The organism is Ruegeria sp. BHSA163, assembly GCF_059613365.1.
On sequence record NZ_JBXWSJ010000020.1, the window covers coordinates 61,724 to 77,671 of the forward strand.

A 15,948-nucleotide genomic window follows, 5' to 3' on the forward strand; every position below is an offset into this window, starting at 1 on the left:
TCATACTTGAATGGCCCTCGAAAGAGGCGGCGATGAGCTTCATGAATGATCCCGAATACAAACCTCATCTTGAGGCGCGGACTGCAGTTCAGAAAGCTATCACTTCGTCATCGATGGCAATGACGATCTTAGCTAGGAAATTCATTCCAAAACGAACTGACCCAGCTCAAAGAGTAGACCAATGCCACGTAAAGCAATTGTAAATTATCACGTTATTGCAGATCAGCGCCAAGCGTATCACATCGACGCTGGTGGGGTTCAGGGAAAGATCATCTCTCCTCCTCATGCGGTAACAGAAGTTAACTTGTACGACGTTCGCGCAGAGACTTCTGTCAGTTTTTCGGACGACAGCATTGGGTTTGTTACTTCGGCTTCCGAAGTGCATTCATTTGAACAAGATGACGAATGGCATCGCGTTTACGATCAGGAACTCGATACACTTCTGTCCAGAAATCTAGGTGCCAAAGAAGTGGTGGTTTTTGATCACACTGTGCGCGTTGACGATCCGAATTCAAACAGGAAACCGGCTCGTAATGTGCACAGCGATTACAGCCCTCAAGGGGCAAAACAGCGGTTGATTGATGTCTTGGGAGAAAAAAAGGCTGCTGTTTGGGAAAAGGGGCATTACGCCTTTGTTAACGTGTGGCGTCCGATTCAAAACCCAATCAATTCGGCCCCGCTTGGGTTTGTACGACCCTCAACGGTGGCTGAAACCGACTGGCTGCAGATCGATTTGGTTTATCCCGATCGCAAGGGGCATATCATGGGTTTGGTGGCCAATCCGGATCATGAATGGGTCTATCAATCTCGAATGACCCCGAACGAAGTTGCCATATTCAACATCTACGACAACCATGGCAAACCCTCCATCGGACACAGCGCGCTTGATTTGATTGAAGACCCGTCTTTGACCATCCCACGCAAGAGCATCGAAAGCCGCACCCTGATCCGTTACTGATAGACACTCCACGCAAATAGAGGTTGCAATGCCAGACGGAAACGTGATCGCTGAATTCCCTAAACTGAACCGGGGTTACAATTCGGTCTTTCGACCTGATGCGTTGAGTATTGGTTTGGTCGCCCCTCTGGAGGCTCACCATCACAACGCGGTTCCCGACATGTCTCGCCATACGGAAAGAGCGCAACTGGCGGACAAACTCGGTTTCGCAGCACTTTGGTTAAGGGACGTTCCGTTTAACGTTCCTAACTTTGGCGATGCCGGGCAAATATACGACCCATTTGTCTATCTCGGATTGCTCGCCGGGCTGACAAAGGAAATTGCGCTGGGCGTGGCCAGCATCGTTTTGCCACTGCGCCATCCAGCGCATGTTGCGAAGGCCGCAGCTTCGGCGGACCAACTTTCCGGCGGGCGATTGCTGTTGGGTGTCGCGTCCGGAGATCGGCCCGAAGAATACCCGGCGCTGGGTATGACCTATTCTGACAGAGGAGCTCGGTTCCGCGAAAGCCTGGAATACATTCGTAAAATGGCGACTGAGTATCCCGATTTTTCCAATAACCACGGAGAACTGAATGGGCGGCTCGATATGTTGCCCAAACCTGTGGCCAGCCACTTTCCGATTCTGATCACCGGCGGCAGCCAACAAACCAAGGATTGGATATCTGCTCATGGCGATGGTTGGATGACATATCCGCGCGATGCCAAAGCGCAAGCGCAGCTTGTCGAAAACTATCGGGCACAATCTTCAGCAATTGGCAAACCTCCAAAACCGGTTATGCAATCGCTGTACATTGACCTTGTTGCAGATACCTCGGCCGATCCCAGCCCAATTCATCTCGGCTTTCGGTCGGGCACCAAATTTTTGAAATCCTACCTGCGCGATCTGCAAGACTGCGGGATCAACCATGTGGCCCTGAACCTCCGGTTTAATGGCGGCGATGTCGAAGACACCATGAAACGTCTGGCAGATGAAGTACTGACAGAGTTTCCAACGCAAGGAACACCGCAATGACTAAAACAATACTGGTTACCGGAGCTACGGACGGAATAGGTCTGATGACGGCAAAAACTCTGGCCAATCGTGGACACCACGTCATTTTGCATGGGCGCAGCGTGGCCAAGCTCGCATCTGCCGCTTCTGAAATTGGTCAGGGCATATCAACTTACAGGGCGGATCTATCGTCTTTGCAAGAAGCATATGACTTGGCGATGTCGATACGTACCGACCATGATTGTATTGATGTTCTTATTAACAACGCGGGTGTCTTTAAAATTGGAGACCCGGTTTTGCCGAACGGGCAGGATGTTCGATTTGTTGTGAACACACTGGCACCGTACGTTTTGACGAAAGCGTTGCTGCCAATTATCCCAAAGGCAGGCAGAATCCTCAATCTGTCATCAGCGGCCCAAGCACCTGTCGACATCGCAGCCTTAAAAGGTCAATCCCGTTTGGGCGACATGGCCGCCTATGCCCAGAGCAAGCGCGCAATCACCATTTGGTCGCATGAATTGGCCGGTCGCCTTGCTGAAGGTCCCGTAATCATCGCCGTCAATCCCGGTTCACTTCTTGCGTCCAAGATGGTCAAAGAAGGCTTCGGCGTGGCCGGCAACGACTTGCAGATTGGGGTAGACATTCTTTGCCGCCTCGCACTGGACCAGGACTTTGCCAATGACAGCGGAAAATACTGGGACAACGATTTTGGCGGCTTTTCACCGGTTAATTTTGGCGATGCTGAACGTGTCATGAACGCAATCGAAGAACTCGTCTGAAAGTGCATAAATCACGAAAAAACGCGGCTTAAAAAACCCCGCGTTTTCTTATCCCTTCTCCTGAGGTGATGGGCGGATTTGTTCGTTTAACGCAATGCTTCCAATAGCTTCAGAGTCGGGTATCCATCCGGTAAAAAACCTTGCGCCAATTGAAATGCGCGAACGGCATTAACCGTGTTTGGTCCAGTCAGTCCGTCAATCCCTTGCGTATCAAAACCAGCTTGGGTCAAACGCTCTTGTAACTCTTTGCGCTCAGTAAAACTAAGCGCCCGGTCGCCCCTTGGCCAAGAGGCGTCAAAAGGTCTACCACCCGCCAATCTATCGGACAGATGACCAACTCCGATGACATAGGCGTCGGCACCGTTATAGGCTTCGATCACATTGAAGTTGTCAAAGATCATTAACGATACCCCTTTGCCGCCGGCCGGCAGAAGAATCGCTGCACGCCCATAGTCCGGAACGGGTTTGCCATTTCGCCCAACGACCCCACGCTCGGCCCAATCTGACGGCATCTGAGTGAAGTCCCGCCTTGCGGTGGAATAGTCAAAACCGTCTGGCAGTTGAACCTCGACACCCCAAGGTTGACCCATCGTCCAACCATGTCGCGAAAGATAAGCCGCGGCAGATGCCAACGCATCCGTTGGATCATCCGACCATATGTCTCGCCGTCCATCGCCATCGAAATCCACCGCATATTCCAGATAGGATGTCGGCATGAATTGCGTATGCCCCATGGCACCGGCCCAGCTGCCGATCATCTTGGACGGGCTGACGTCACCCGAGTGAACAATCTGGAGTGCTGCGATCAGCTGCGTTTCAAAAAACTTGGACCGCCTTGCGTCAAAGGCCAGGGTGGCCAAAGATTGAATAGTCTGGTTGTTACCGCGAAAGCTTCCGAACGAAGTCTCGAGCCCCCAAATCGCAACCACGATCTCTTTTTCTACGCCGTACTTTGTTTCAATACGTTCTAACGCATTTCCATACTTTTCGAGCACGGCACGCCCGTCGACCACGCGCCTGTCTGATACTGCCGAGTCCAGATATTCCCAGATTGTCTTGGAAAACTCAGCCTGATTTCGATCCCGGCGGATAACGTCTGTGTCATAAGTTAAGCCTGCCAACGCACTATCCAGAGTGTATGATGAAACGCCCTGGTCTAATGCCCTTTGCCTGAAGGCACCCAGCCAAGCCTGAAATCTAGCATTTCCCTTAGTCGACACGCGTTGCACCTTTTCCGATGGCCTTACAACCGGCCGGATGGAAACTGTCACATCGGCCGAAGCCAAATGGAACGCTGTATCTAACCCTTTGGGAACCCGCCATTTCACGTTTTCTGTTGTTTCCGCCTGCACGATGGATGCCCACAATGCGGCGGTCATTATGCCACCTACGCATTTATGCATTCCGATTTTTCCTGATTACTGCTCAGCCTCAGCATAGCGCAAAACTGAAGTTTCGCAAAATCCTCAGATCTAATTTTCTTGCTCTTTTCTTTCGCGGTCTGCTCGAACACGCACTAGCGCAGCGCGTAGCAACGGAACACGGTTTGGCCGGAAACTCTGGTCTGTAACAGACATTTCGCGCATCCGATCCAAACGAAAGACCCTAAAATCTTTGCGCAAATGACACCAACTTACCAGCATGCTGGCGCGATCCATGTAGACGATGCTTAGCGGGTTAACCCGACGATGTGTTTTATCACCCTTTTCATCGGTGTAAGCGAAATCCACGGCGCGTTCGTCCCATGTTGCCTGCCGTAATTCAGAGACTTCGATTCCCGGCACGGCAGGCCGTTCAAAACGCGTCGCAGTTAACACCGCATGGCTGAGCCGGTGCGATTGTCGCTGCGGCAACCGTCCTTGCAATTTACCCAACGCTGTACTGGCCGCTTCAGATAGGGCCGGATCTCCAATCAACTGAACTTCTCGTAAGCCCAGAACCAGCGCTTCCAATTCGTCGTCAGTGAAACCCAATGGCGGCAGCGTTGCGTCTTCGATCAAGGTAAACCCAAACCCGGCCTCACCATCGATCACTGCTCCCAATCCACGCAGTGTATCGACGTCTCGATGCACTGTGCGCGCTGAAACACCAAGATCTTGCGCTAATTGCGCAGAGGTCTTCGGCGGCGGGCCAGAGCGCAGAGCTTGCATAAGCTGAAACAGGCGTGCGGTGCGGGACATAACATAAAACAGCCTACGCCTAGTGACAGAAATTGTCATTAGTCCAGCTTATCCCCTTGTCATCACCAAAACTGGAGCACTCGATGCTGACACTTCTGACCTACCCACCCGCCTTTGGCTTGTTCAGTGCAAGCCCGTTCTGCGTTAAGTCTGCATTGATGCTTCAACATTGCGGCCAAGATTGGCAGCGCTCTGACATGCTGGATCCTCGGAAGATGCCGCACAGAAAACTACCGGTCCTACGAACGCCTGAACGGTTGGTTCCGGATAGTGACCAAATCCGCGATTGGTTAGAGGCTCAGGGCGCAGATTTTGACCATGGTCTAACGGATGTTCAAAAGGCTCAGTCTCGGGCGTTGGTTCGAATGGCAGAGGAGCATCTGTACTTTCAGATCGTACTTGATCGTTGGGGTAATGACACTGTTTGGCCAATCCTGCGGGAGACTTTTTTCACTGAGATACCCGCCATGTTACGGAAACTGGTGAGTAATTCAATTCGCAAATCAGTATTGAGAGGACTTGAGGCTCAAGGGGTTTCGCGGTTTTCAAAGGCTGAGCGGACAGATCGGATCGAACGTGACCTGAGGGCAATCTCAGAGTTTTTGCGCAATTCGCAATTCTTGTTGGGAGAGAAACCGACATCGGCAGACATGAGTGTTGGGCCGATGCTGGCCGCGATGCGCGCCACGCCCGCAGAAACGTCACTGACACGTCGGATCAAACAGGATAGGCTGCTAAACAGCTATGTAGATAGGATGCAGCAGGCAATTCCCTTGTCATGAAACCGTTTGACGATCCTTCCGTCGCTGCCGCGTTCGACGCTTTTCCCGTCAGTACTCGTACTGGTGCTCTCTCACTGCGTGAATTAATTCTAGATACGGCACAATCCATTCCATCTGCTCTTCCTCTGCAAGAGGCGTTGCGCTGGGGGCAACCTGCATATCTTGCGCCCAAGGGATCGACAATTCGGCTGGGCAAGCACAGATGGGCGCCATTTGCCCTTTTCGTGCATTGTCAAAGCCGACTGATGCCGGAATTTACCGCCGCATTTCCCGGCGAGGACCGTATCGACGGTAATCGTGCAATTCTTTTTGACGACCCCCAACAAATCGACGAAACGCGACACGGTTGGTTGATTGCCCGCGCACTTATCTATCACCTTTGACGGCGCTTGCGTTCGACTTTTCGTTTAATCTTATCTTTTTTTCGTTTTGCGCTGACGGCCTTGCGTCGGGTCGACCGCCCTTTGGAACCCCCACCGCGAAGCACAGCTTTATCCTCTATTGATAACAGCTCCAGCTCCAGCCCACCGGTCACAGGCGTCGCCTCGGTCAAGCGAACTGTGACGCGCTGCCCGATGCTGATCAATAGCCCCGTATCGGAGCCCATCAAAGTGCCCGCCTCGCGATCAAAATGAAAGAACTCGCGCCCTAGTGAACGTACCGGTACCAACCCGTCAGCTCCGGTTTCGTCCATCTTTACGAAAGCTCCAAAACGGGCAATGCCGCTGATGCGGCCCGTGAATTCGTTGCCAACCCTCTCACTTAGATAGGCAGCCAAGTAACGGTCGGTTGTATCGCGTTCCGCCATCATCGAACGACGCTCGGTATCCGAAATATGCGTGGCAGTTTCCTCAAGCCGGTCAATTTCATCTTCAGTCTGACCATCCTTGCCCCAACCATGTGCAGAAATCAGTGCACGGTGCACGACCAAATCCGCATAGCGGCGAATGGGCGAGGTAAAATGCGCATAATTTCTAAGCGCCAGCCCGAAATGGCCGAAATTCTCGGGGTTGTAATAGGCTTGCGCCATTGATCGCAGGGTGGTCAGATTGATCAACTCTGCATCTTCAGTTCCGGCGGCGGCATTGAGCAAATCGTTCAGATGGCGGGTTTGTAGAACTTGCCCTTTCGCAAGATTCAAACCAGCGGCCTGCGCGGTTTCCCGCAAGCTTTCCAATTTTTCAGGCGCAGGTTCTTCATGTACGCGAAACAGTAAAGGCCGACGCTTTGCTATCAGGGTTTCCGCAGCAGCAACATTGGCAAGGATCATGAATTCTTCAATCAACCTGTGCGCATCAAGCCGCTCACGAAACGCCACACTTTCCACTTCACCCTTATTCGAAAGGACTATCTTGCGCTCGGGGAGGTCCAGTTCCAGTGGTTGCCTAACCGCACGAGCCTTTTTCAGCGCGGCATAGGCAGCATAAAGCGGTTCAATTACCGGCTGCAACAAAGGACCTGTGCGATCATTGGTGTTGCCATCAATTGCTTCTTGCACCTCGGCGTAGTTCAGCGAGGCCGCAGACCGCATCAGACCTCGTACAAAGCGATGGCCAATTTTGTTGCCGGTTGCGTCGATCTGTATGCGAACAGCAATACACGCTCGCGGAACGCCCTCGTGCAAGGAACAAAGGTCGCCAGATAGACGGTCAGGAAGCATTGGCACGACACGGTCGGGAAAATAGCTGGAGTTCCCACGCTTTCGTGCTTCGCGATCCAGGGCGCTTCCGGGTTGTACATAGGCGGCTACATCTGCGATGGCCACCCAGATGACATGTCCTTCGGGGTTTTTGGGGTCGTCATCCGCGTGGGCGTAACAAGCGTCATCGTGGTCCCGCGCGTCCGAGGGGTCGATGGTGAGCAAAGGCAAATCCCGCAGATCTTCACGGCCCTTAAGACCAACTGGTTTTGCCTTGTCTGCTTCTTCTATCACTTTGTTGGGAAAATCATCCGGAATCCCATGCTGGTGGATTGCAATCAAGGACACAGCCTTGGGCGCCGAAGGATCGCCCAACCGTTCAACGACACGTGCGCGTGGCAGACCCATGCGGTTCTTTGGGCCGGCTTGTTCAGCCTCGACCAGTTCACCGTCTTTTGCACCCAGCACAGCGCCGTCGTGAACCAGCCATTCCGTAGAGCCTGCCTTGTCGATTGGTACGATCCGTCCGCCTTCAGCCCCTTTACGGAAGATACCGACGATCTTACGCGGATTGGTTCCGATGCGGCGGATAAGTCGGGCTTCGTAATTGTGGTCTTCCTCATGCACTACGGTCAGACGGGCCAGAATTCGGTCACCCTCTCCCAAAGCAGGGTCGCTGGCCCGGGAAACAATCAGCACAATGGGTTCAACGCCTTCGCCATGCCACTCCAAAGGGCGCGCAAACAGGTCACCGTCTGCATTCGGAGCCTTTACCTGCAGAACGCTGACCGGTGGCAAACGATCCGGATCACGATAGCTGCGCTTGCGCTTTTCCAGATGCCCTTCGGCCTCAAGCTCTTTGAGCAATCGCTTTAGATCAATCCGATCCGCGCCCTTGATGCCAAAGGCTTTGGCAATGTCGCGTTTTGAGGTCAGGGTGGGGTTTGCCGAGATCCAGTTTAGGACCTCCTGCTTGGTTGGTATGCGAGTCATACTTTCGGCCTAGCACGGGTGTACGACCGCGTCATGACCAAAAAAGCCCAACCGCGTTTTAACTAGACAAGTCCGACGCTGTATCCACGTCGCGTAATTCATCCAGCATAGCAACTCGACTACTTTTTACTGACGCCAGTGTATCAATAAGTGCGTTTTCAGTTGACCACCGCACGTTGCGGAACAGATCCCTCGGTAATGCGCAATATCGCTGTGCCCCGACAAGCCAATAGCCGCCATCGAATGCGGGCCCAAAGACCATCTGCGCAGACCCCAGCGACCTGAATGCCGCCGAAATATGCTTGCGTGTGACCCCGGGGATGTCCGCGCCGATTAAACAAACCGGTCCTTTGGGCGCCGACTGCAGCATCCGTGTCATCCGCTGCCCCAAATCCCCGGGTCCCTGTGGCTTTTTAGGCAAGTCAGGCGGCCAGACCCGGCTGTTTGCGCCTTCACGGTCAGGAGAAACAGCAAGGACAATTTGCCAACGTGGATCTCGCAGCCGTCGGATCAAAGCGCTCGTTTGATGTCGGAACCACCAAGCAGCCCTTATAATTCCAAGATCACGGCCCAGCCGCGTTTTGACCCTTCCCGGTCGGGGTTCCTTGACCATTATAACAAGTGTGCGTTGCATTTTTCAGGCGAAGTAATCCGCTAGGATGCGTGTGTAGATCGCCTTGAGCTGTTCAATCTGCGCTACTTCCACGCATTCGTCGACTTGGTGCATTGTTCGGCCAACCAGACCAAATTCGACCACAGGACAATGGTCTTTGATAAAGCGCGCATCAGATGTTCCACCCGACGTCGACAACTCTGGCTTGTTGCCAGTCTCGGCCTCCACAGCGTTCGCGACCAATTCTGATAGTGGCCCGGGAGGTGTCAAAAAGCTTTCGCCAGAAATCTTGATCTGCGTATCGACATCGACGTCAAACTCTTCCGCGACGCGGTTTGCTTGGGCGTTCAGCCATTCGCTGAGGCTAGCGCCGGAATGAAGGTCATTGAACCGAATATTTACCGCACCCTGACACTTGGCCGGGATAACATTTGTGGCAGAGTTGCCTGTATCTACGTTCACGACCGCAAGTGTGCTTGCATCAAAGTGATCGCTGCCCTGATCTAATTGGTGCGTTGCAAGACGATCCATCAAACGGACCATGGCGGGCAACGGGTTGTTTGCCCGATGGGGATAGGCTGAGTGCCCTTGAACACCTGTCACTGTGAACCACGCGGTCATCGAACCTCGGCGGCCAATTTTCATCATTTCGCCCATCGCGTTGGGACAAGTCGGCTCGCCTACCAGACAAACAGACATACGTTCACCGACGTTCTCCATATAATCCAGCAACGCAATTGTCCCGTCCAAGGCGTCGCCTTCTTCGTCCCCGGTAATGGTCAATATAACAGCCCCGTCAGGTGGGGCATCGCGCACGAAATCCACGGCTGCGGCAGTAAAGGCAGCCACCGCCGATTTCATGTCAGACGCCCCTCGGCCAAACATAACGCCTTTGCGGATTTCAGCACCGAACGGAGGCGCCGTCCAAGCCGTTTCATCGCCAATGGGCACAACGTCAGTGTGGCCATTGAACCCAAAACTGCGTGGGTGACCCTTTTGTCCCCAGCGTGCAAACAGGTTCGAAACACCGCCTCGGTCAGCACGAAAGCATTCAAACCCTGCCTCGGAAAGAACAGTCTCCAGCAATTCTAATGCGCCACCCTCGGCTGGTGTGACCGACGGACAACGGATCAGGTCTGCCGTCAGTCTGACGGGATCGGTCATTTGGCACCTCGCAAATTGGTTTCCTTCCAGGTTCGCGCACAGATTCAATGAATTGATATGATTGCCAACCCCACAGCCGTAATTTTCTTTCGCGCTCTTAAAGATATTCCAGTTTGCTGGATCTGGAAAATCGAGCTAGTTGACCAAGTGTTCGACTTGCTGCCCACTGTATTATTGCGCTACAGGGCCGCAAAACAGAAAGAAACTATGCGTGTAGTCTTCGCTTTGATCTTACTGGCTTTCTCGGTTCTTACCCAGCAAAGCCAGGCCCAGACACTTACGGTTACGACCGTGACCCGCCCCCCGTTTTCATATGTTGAAGATGGGGCACAGGTGGGGTTTTCCATGGACTTATTGGAAGCACTTGCCGAGTCCTTGGACTGGGACTACTCGATCAACCGGGTGGAAACCTTCAGCGACATGCTGGGTGCCGTTCAGGACGGTACTGCCGATCTGGCCATTGCGAACATCTCGATTACCGCTTCACGCGAAACCCAGATGGACTTCAGCCAGCCAATATTTGAGTCTGGATTGCAGATCATGGTCCCCTCGGACGCAGTGCGCAGACCGTCTCTTTTGCAGGCTCTACTGTCTGCGGAGCTATTCATCGCAATCGGACTAGCCTTCGCCATCTTGTTAGCGGGCGGAATGACGATGTGGATTTTCGAACGCCGTGCGCAGCCCTACTTTGATCGCAAATTAGATGAAGCGTGGTTTCCATCATTTTGGTGGGCATTGAACCTCGTGGTTAATGGCGGCTTTGAAGAAAGAATGCCACGCACAGCGTTCGGACGGATTCTGGGCGTCATCCTGGTTGTTTCTTCGCTATTTATCGTATCCGTTTTCACTGCTCGTATCACATCCGTCATGACGGTGGACGCGATCAGCGGCAATGTGAACTCTGTTAATGACCTTTATGGTAAGCAGGTAGGCACGATTTCAGGCTCCACCGCCGCAAATTTTTTGAACCGGCGCGAGATTGAATTTGTCGGATTCGAGAACCTCGAAGGACTGTTAAACGCTTTTTCCGACAGTGAACTGGATGCCGTTGTATTCGATGCGCCGATATTATCTTATTTTGCTAACCACGACGGGCGCAAAATAGCGTCTATCACCGGCGGTGTATTCATGCGCGAGAACTATGGAATAGTCTTTCCTACCGGCTCGCCTTTGGTCGAAGACGTAAATCAGGCGTTACTGGCCCTCCGGGAAGAAGGCGTTTACGACCAGATTTATCGCACTTGGTTTGGGGCTCGGAACTAAGCCTAGTCTCCACTACCAAAAAATGGGGTCATCTGCGCGACGATTACCGCGTTTTCATCCAGTGCTCGTTGCATTAACGCGCGCTCTTCGGGATCAACTTCGTGCCCCTGAGCTTCGCGTTCAGCCAAAGTGCCATAACCAGTTACATCCAGCGGCGCTGTATCGGCCTGTTTTAGGATAGCCACTGTTTCTCGCACCGCTTCGGCCTCGTCCACGCCACTTGCAAAACACATCAGCGCAGCTCCGGTTGCACCTTCTGGCAGGCCGTCACCTTCCTTGCGACCAATCTGAACCAACAAGGTGTAAACTTGCTGGCGCGAAGGTTTTTTCTGCTTTTCCATATCCGGGCCATAGCGGTGCAACCCAACCCGGTCAAGCAATGCAAATCTTTAAAAATGACTGTTGTTCATGCGCGACCATAAAATTGCACCACAGCCGCCAAACTGACATATTTGAATTTTGCCCCCTGATCGTCGAGCATAACTTGTGAAGGAAGCCAACATGTCTTTTCCCAAATTCATCACTGATTTTCCGGGGCTCGATTTGCCGTTTCCTGAAGACATTGTTCAAACCGCCGTTATCAGATCAGATCACGGGTTAGTGGCGTTCTTCACCTTCCTGAAGGGGATGGAATTACCCATGCATTCCCATGGCGCGCAATGGGGCACTGTTATCGAAGGCGAAATCGAATTGACCATCGGTGATGAGATCAAAACCTATCGCACGGGGGACAGCTATTCGATTCCCGCCGGAGCTGATCATGGCGCAACGATTCAAGCCGGTACGCGCGTGATCGACGTGTTCGAAGAACCTGACCGCTATCCGATCAAAGATTGATTTGAATCGAAACAGGCTGTCACGAGATTAGCGACAGCCCAAAAATTCGACAATTCTACTTAGGCGTCAGTCTCGCAACAATTCGTTAATGCCTGTTTTCGAGCGGGTCTTTTCATCGACCCTCTTCACAATCACAGCGCAGTAAAGGCTGATGTTGTTCTTAGATGGCATCGAACCTGAAACTACCACCGAATACGGCGGTATCTCTCCATAAGTGACTTCGCCTGTCTCGCGGTCAACAATCTTGGTGGATTTACCGATATAGACGCCCATTCCCAGGACCGAACCTTCGCGAACTATGCAGCCTTCGACTACCTCAGACCGGGCTCCGATAAAGCAATTGTCCTCGATGATTGTGGGACCCGCTTGCATTGGCTCCAAAACCCCGCCGATGCCAACGCCTCCGGATAAATGGACGTTCTTTCCGATTTGCGCGCAAGAGCCGACTGTGGCCCATGTGTCGACCATAGTACCCTCATCAACAAAGGCACCCAGGTTCACGAATGAAGGCATCAACACTACACCCGGAGCGATGTAGGCAGATTTGCGAACCACACAGTTGGGCACGGCGCGGAACCCTGCAGCGCGCCAATTGTTTTCGCCCCATCCGGCGAACTTGCTGTCCACCTTATCCCACCAACCGCCGTCTTGCGGACCACCAGACTGGATTTCCATATCCTTGATACGAAAGCCCAAAAGCACCGCTTTTTTTGCCCACTGGTTCACATGCCAGCTGCCATCCTCTAGCTTTTCCGCCACACGGAGCGAGCCGCTGTCGAGCGCATTCAGAGTATCCTCGATCGCTTCGCGCTGCTCCCCTTTGGTGGTGGGGGTTATGCTGTCGCGCGCCTCCCACGCGGCTTCGATGGCGGCTTCCAGTTGGGCGTTGGACATAGGGTCGCTCCCTGCAGACTTTGTTCACGTTGGACTTGCCTATACGCAAGCGCACGATCCGCTGCAATGCGATGCAGAGCCAAAGTTTACAGCGAAGTAGCATATATTCAGGACGCAAGCGGGTCAGGCGATATGTTCCCCCCACAGATCAGAACCGCAACACGTTCTCCCGGCTCGGGCTTGTAGGCGCCCGATATTAGTGCCGCCAAAGCGGTCGCACCCGCCGGTTCGACTAGGATTCGATGCGAATACCACAACATCTGCTGGGCTTGGGTAATCGCCTCGTCCGGAACCAGTACCGATGCAATTCCTTGGGCCAGTTCAAAACAAATTGATCCGATTCGGCGCGCGCCCAGAGCGTTTGCCGCTATTCCTGAGACAGTAACATCCACCGGATGGCCTGCCTTCAAAGCTGCGTTAAGTGCACATGAAGTTTCAGGCTCGACCGCCACAACTTTCCTCGCGCCTTGATACCAAGCTAATGCCCCGGCAATCAGACCGCCCCCGCCAACCGCGATCAGTACTGTGTCGGCTTCCAATCCCTGCCGGTCCCATTCGGCAAAGCACGTGCCCTGCCCGGCCACAGTAGCCGGCGCATCATAGGCGTGGATCTGCATTGCACCGGTCGCCTCTTCATAAGCCTGCGCCTCGGTCAATGCGTTAGCGTACTCTCCGGACACGACGCTCAGGTCCGCACCTGTCTTTCTGATCAATGAAATTTTTGACGGCCCAGCGAGTTCCGGAACAAAAATTTTGGCCGGATATCCCAGCGACTGGGCAGCATAAGCCGCTGCTGCACCGTGATTGCCACCTGACGCTGCCACCACGCCTGCCGCAGGAACGTTCATACTTAGCAACGTATTGAAAGCCCCCCGGGCTTTGAAACTACCTGTGTGCTGCATATGCTCAAGCTTCATTTCGACAGGGTAACCAAGCTCGAACGCTGCACTCTGCATTACGGGCGTTATCTGAGCATGTCCCGCAATTCGATCCGACGCTGCCGAAATATCGTTCTTCCAATTCATTCTTGTCTTTCCATGACTGGCACTCTGTCCGCGAACCCTATAGCTGTTTGGGAAACACGCAAGCAGGGATCGTTCAAAATGAGAGAAGACCGCCTCAGCCCCTTTCGCGACGCGCAAACCGACCGCTCGACAGCGCGCGAGGTGCCGGAAACGCCGCAGACCCGCTCGCCTTCTTATCGCCTAGCCTTTGCCGACGATGATTTCCTGTGCCGGGACGAACTGCGTCCAGTGCGTTTGCAACTGGAGCTTCTGAAACCCGAGATGATCATGTCCGAACGACAGATCACCTCAACCATCGTTATGTTTGGCGGAGCCCGCATTCCGGAACCTTCGCAAAAACATACAGCTCGGACGCAAACACTGGCTGGTCTTTCGACTTACTACGACGAAGCACGGGAATTTGCCCGGTTGATGACCGAGAAGTCAAACCAGACCGGGTGCCGCGAAAACGTTATTGTCACCGGAGGCGGACCAGGCGTAATGGAAGCTGGAAACCGTGGTGCTCAGGATGCGGGTGGATGCTCGATCGGGTTGAACATCGTTCTGCCGCATGAACAGGCCCCCAATCTATTCGTAACGCCTGATCTCAGCTTCAATTTCCACTACTTCGCGATCCGCAAGATGCATTTCCTGATGCGCGCTCGTGCTATTACAATTTTCCCTGGTGGCTTTGGAACGATGGATGAGCTGTTTGAGTCTCTGACGTTGATTCAGACCGGAAGGATGGAGCGAGTGCCATTTTTGCTGTTTGGCCGGGAATTCTGGGAAAGAGTAATCAATTGGAATGCCCTCGCAGACGCTGGTACGATCTCGGACGAGGATTTGGACCTTTTCAGGTTTGTCGACACCGCGCAACAGGCTGTCGATATCATTGAGAACTGGGAGCCAGCTCCGCCCCGCGATCAAATTCCGGGACGCTGAGTTATGAAGACCCCTAAGATTGGCCAGATGCTCCACCTGCGTGGGAATTCCTTGAACAAGGGTGAACCCGTAGCCCTTCCCTTGACCCAGAGCAGCATGTTTCACCTTCCCGGTTCCCCCGAAGGTCATGACACTTATGGCCGCGTGAACAACCCGACATGGGAGCATTTGGAGAGTCTGCTGGCACATTTGGAAGATGCACCTTGCCTGACTTTTCCGTCTGGCATGGCGGCGATCACGGCCGCTCTGTTTGCAACGCTAGCAGCTGGTTCGCGGGTGTTGATCCCAGCTGATGGATACTATGTGACCCGTTTGCTTTCGGATCGCTTCCTATCAAAATTCGGCATAATCGTGGAAAAACGTCCAACCATCGCGTTTACGAAAGGCGGTTTCGATGGATTCGATGTGGTTTTTGTCGAAAGCCCCTCGAACCCTGGTTTGGACATAATCAATTTGGCCTCTGTGGCCCAGCAGGTGCGAAACGCGGGCGGCCTGACCATCGCCGATAACACAACTATGACCCCTTTAGGCCAGCGACCGCTGGATTTAGGCGTCGACGTGGTCGTATCGTCGGATACCAAGGCAGTTGGTGGCCATTCAGATTTGCTGATGGGACATGTTGCCTGCCGCAACGCCCAGATCATGGAACAGATCGAAGAGTGGCGCCGTGTTTCTGGTTCAATCCCAGGTCCGCAAGAGGCTTGGTTGCTGCATCGCGGATTAGAGACGCTTGACGTCAGGTTCAATCGTATGTGTGAAACGGCTCAGGTTCTGGCGGAACGGCTGTCCGAGCACCAGGCGATCAGGCAAATCCGCTATCCGGGCTTACCAAATGATCCCTCTCATGCATTGGCTGGTGCGCAGACATTGCGCTTTGGGTTTCTTCTTTCGATAACACTTGGAAGCGAA

Annotated in this window: 18 protein-coding genes; 10 read left to right on the forward strand and 8 right to left on the reverse strand. The window is 53.4% G+C overall.

Features of this window, described 5'->3' with window-relative positions; translation table 11 throughout:
* Positions 1-2: 2 nt before the first annotated feature.
* Genes AC2FNV_RS11295 through AC2FNV_RS11310 form a run of 4 tightly spaced genes read left to right on the forward strand, consistent with a single transcriptional unit; the run spans position 3 to position 2,728 of the window.
* Positions 3-203, forward strand: a complete 201-nt coding sequence (locus tag AC2FNV_RS11295; protein ID WP_496773340.1) for a hypothetical protein — start codon at positions 3-5, stop codon at positions 201-203.
* Positions 182-958 carry a CmcJ/NvfI family oxidoreductase gene (locus AC2FNV_RS11300; protein WP_170603167.1) on the forward strand — a complete coding sequence of 259 codons (777 nt, stop codon included), beginning with the start codon at positions 182-184 and terminating at the stop codon, positions 956-958. Before AC2FNV_RS11295 ends, AC2FNV_RS11300 begins: the two co-directional genes overlap by 22 nt.
* A gap of 28 nt (positions 959-986) precedes the next feature.
* Positions 987-1,970: an LLM class oxidoreductase gene (locus AC2FNV_RS11305; protein WP_170603166.1), complete on the forward strand. Its 984-nt coding sequence runs from the start codon at positions 987-989 to the stop codon at positions 1,968-1,970.
* A complete protein-coding gene (locus tag AC2FNV_RS11310) occupies positions 1,967-2,728 on the forward strand; it encodes an SDR family NAD(P)-dependent oxidoreductase (protein WP_170603164.1) in 762 nt (253 codons plus the stop codon). Before AC2FNV_RS11305 ends, AC2FNV_RS11310 begins: the two co-directional genes overlap by 4 nt.
* An 86-nt stretch (positions 2,729-2,814) precedes the next feature.
* Here the strand turns inward: AC2FNV_RS11310 and AC2FNV_RS11315 are convergent, their stop codons facing one another.
* Complete coding sequence (locus AC2FNV_RS11315; RefSeq protein WP_254442517.1) at positions 2,815-4,107, reverse strand: lytic murein transglycosylase; 1,293 nt, start codon at positions 4,105-4,107, stop codon at positions 2,815-2,817.
* A 93-nt stretch (positions 4,108-4,200) separates the two neighbouring features.
* Positions 4,201-4,908 (reverse strand): helix-turn-helix transcriptional regulator, encoded by a 708-nt coding sequence (locus AC2FNV_RS11320; protein WP_170603160.1) that lies wholly within the window; start codon positions 4,906-4,908, stop codon positions 4,201-4,203.
* An 83-nt stretch (positions 4,909-4,991) separates the two neighbouring features.
* Here AC2FNV_RS11320 and AC2FNV_RS11325 point away from each other — a divergent pair, with 83 nt between their 5' ends.
* Complete coding sequence (locus AC2FNV_RS11325; RefSeq protein ID WP_170603158.1) at positions 4,992-5,690, forward strand: glutathione S-transferase family protein; 699 nt, start codon at positions 4,992-4,994, stop codon at positions 5,688-5,690.
* A complete protein-coding gene (locus AC2FNV_RS11330) occupies positions 5,687-6,073 on the forward strand; it encodes a DUF1801 domain-containing protein (protein WP_170603156.1) in 387 nt (128 codons plus the stop codon). The genes AC2FNV_RS11325 and AC2FNV_RS11330 overlap by 4 nt, the downstream gene beginning before the upstream one ends.
* Here AC2FNV_RS11330 and rnr read toward each other — a convergent pair.
* Genes rnr through dapE form a run of 3 tightly spaced genes read right to left on the reverse strand, consistent with a single transcriptional unit; the run spans position 6,064 to position 10,099 of the window.
* Positions 6,064-8,322 (reverse strand): ribonuclease R, encoded by a 2,259-nt coding sequence (gene rnr, locus AC2FNV_RS11335; protein ID WP_496773334.1) that lies wholly within the window; start codon positions 8,320-8,322, stop codon positions 6,064-6,066. The two genes, AC2FNV_RS11330 and rnr, sit on opposite strands and share 10 nt — an antisense overlap.
* Positions 8,323-8,380: 58 nt before the next feature.
* Positions 8,381-8,956, reverse strand: a complete 576-nt coding sequence (locus AC2FNV_RS11340) for a TIGR04282 family arsenosugar biosynthesis glycosyltransferase (RefSeq protein ID WP_170603152.1) — start codon at positions 8,954-8,956, stop codon at positions 8,381-8,383.
* Between the two features lie 3 nt (positions 8,957-8,959).
* The gene (dapE, locus tag AC2FNV_RS11345; RefSeq protein ID WP_170603151.1) at positions 8,960-10,099 is read right to left on the reverse strand and encodes a succinyl-diaminopimelate desuccinylase; all 1,140 of its coding nucleotides are present in this window, start codon (positions 10,097-10,099) and stop codon (positions 8,960-8,962) included.
* A gap of 207 nt (positions 10,100-10,306) precedes the next feature.
* Here dapE and AC2FNV_RS11350 point away from each other — a divergent pair, with 207 nt between their 5' ends.
* On the forward strand, positions 10,307-11,362 hold the full coding sequence (locus tag AC2FNV_RS11350; RefSeq protein WP_170479342.1) for a transporter substrate-binding domain-containing protein: 1,056 nt from the start codon (positions 10,307-10,309) through the stop codon (positions 11,360-11,362).
* 2 nt (positions 11,363-11,364) lie between these two features.
* Here the strand turns inward: AC2FNV_RS11350 and AC2FNV_RS11355 are convergent, their stop codons facing one another.
* Complete coding sequence (locus AC2FNV_RS11355; protein ID WP_170603149.1) at positions 11,365-11,703, reverse strand: DUF8846 family protein; 339 nt, start codon at positions 11,701-11,703, stop codon at positions 11,365-11,367.
* Positions 11,704-11,863: 160 nt separating this feature from the next.
* Here AC2FNV_RS11355 and AC2FNV_RS11360 point away from each other — a divergent pair, with 160 nt between their 5' ends.
* Complete coding sequence (locus AC2FNV_RS11360) at positions 11,864-12,199, forward strand: cupin domain-containing protein (RefSeq protein WP_170603147.1); 336 nt, start codon at positions 11,864-11,866, stop codon at positions 12,197-12,199.
* Positions 12,200-12,265: 66 nt separating this feature from the next.
* On the opposite strand, the gene dapD is transcribed toward AC2FNV_RS11360, so the two are convergent.
* Positions 12,266-13,093: a 2,3,4,5-tetrahydropyridine-2,6-dicarboxylate N-succinyltransferase gene (dapD, locus tag AC2FNV_RS11365; RefSeq protein WP_170479348.1), complete on the reverse strand. Its 828-nt coding sequence runs from the start codon at positions 13,091-13,093 to the stop codon at positions 12,266-12,268.
* 107 nt (positions 13,094-13,200) lie between these two features.
* On the reverse strand, positions 13,201-14,118 hold the full coding sequence (locus AC2FNV_RS11370; protein ID WP_170603145.1) for a threonine/serine dehydratase: 918 nt from the start codon (positions 14,116-14,118) through the stop codon (positions 13,201-13,203).
* 78 nt (positions 14,119-14,196) lie between these two features.
* On the opposite strand from AC2FNV_RS11370, the gene AC2FNV_RS11375 reads away from it, so the two are divergent.
* Positions 14,197-15,039, forward strand: a complete 843-nt coding sequence (locus AC2FNV_RS11375) for an LOG family protein (protein ID WP_170479352.1) — start codon at positions 14,197-14,199, stop codon at positions 15,037-15,039.
* A 3-nt stretch (positions 15,040-15,042) separates the two neighbouring features.
* Positions 15,043-15,948 (forward strand): PLP-dependent transferase (locus AC2FNV_RS11380; protein ID WP_496773338.1); only part of this gene is annotated, 906 nt, incomplete at its 3' end.

Excerpts from the sequence above, each read along its gene's own strand:
- AC2FNV_RS11300 (WP_170603167.1), top strand. The coding sequence starts at position 182 with ATGCCACGTAAAGCAATTGTAAATTATCACGTTATTGCAGATCAGCGC.
- AC2FNV_RS11305 (WP_170603166.1), top strand. The coding sequence starts at position 987 with ATGCCAGACGGAAACGTGATCGCTGAATTCCCTAAACTGAACCGGGGT.
- AC2FNV_RS11310 (WP_170603164.1), top strand. The coding sequence starts at position 1,967 with ATGACTAAAACAATACTGGTTACCGGAGCTACGGACGGAATAGGTCTG.
- AC2FNV_RS11315 (WP_254442517.1), bottom strand. The coding sequence starts at position 4,107 with ATGACCGCCGCATTGTGGGCATCCATCGTGCAGGCGGAAACAACAGAA.
- AC2FNV_RS11320 (WP_170603160.1), bottom strand. The coding sequence starts at position 4,908 with ATGTCCCGCACCGCACGCCTGTTTCAGCTTATGCAAGCTCTGCGCTCT.
- AC2FNV_RS11325 (WP_170603158.1), top strand. The coding sequence starts at position 4,992 with ATGCTGACACTTCTGACCTACCCACCCGCCTTTGGCTTGTTCAGTGCA.
- AC2FNV_RS11330 (WP_170603156.1), top strand. The coding sequence starts at position 5,687 with ATGAAACCGTTTGACGATCCTTCCGTCGCTGCCGCGTTCGACGCTTTT.
- rnr (WP_496773334.1), bottom strand. The coding sequence starts at position 8,322 with ATGACTCGCATACCAACCAAGCAGGAGGTCCTAAACTGGATCTCGGCA.
- AC2FNV_RS11340 (WP_170603152.1), bottom strand. The coding sequence starts at position 8,956 with ATGCAACGCACACTTGTTATAATGGTCAAGGAACCCCGACCGGGAAGG.
- dapE (WP_170603151.1), bottom strand. The coding sequence starts at position 10,099 with ATGACCGATCCCGTCAGACTGACGGCAGACCTGATCCGTTGTCCGTCG.
- AC2FNV_RS11350 (WP_170479342.1), top strand. The coding sequence starts at position 10,307 with ATGCGTGTAGTCTTCGCTTTGATCTTACTGGCTTTCTCGGTTCTTACC.
- AC2FNV_RS11355 (WP_170603149.1), bottom strand. The coding sequence starts at position 11,703 with ATGGAAAAGCAGAAAAAACCTTCGCGCCAGCAAGTTTACACCTTGTTG.
- AC2FNV_RS11360 (WP_170603147.1), top strand. The coding sequence starts at position 11,864 with ATGTCTTTTCCCAAATTCATCACTGATTTTCCGGGGCTCGATTTGCCG.
- dapD (WP_170479348.1), bottom strand. The coding sequence starts at position 13,093 with ATGTCCAACGCCCAACTGGAAGCCGCCATCGAAGCCGCGTGGGAGGCG.
- AC2FNV_RS11370 (WP_170603145.1), bottom strand. The coding sequence starts at position 14,118 with ATGAATTGGAAGAACGATATTTCGGCAGCGTCGGATCGAATTGCGGGA.
- AC2FNV_RS11375 (WP_170479352.1), top strand. The coding sequence starts at position 14,197 with ATGAGAGAAGACCGCCTCAGCCCCTTTCGCGACGCGCAAACCGACCGC.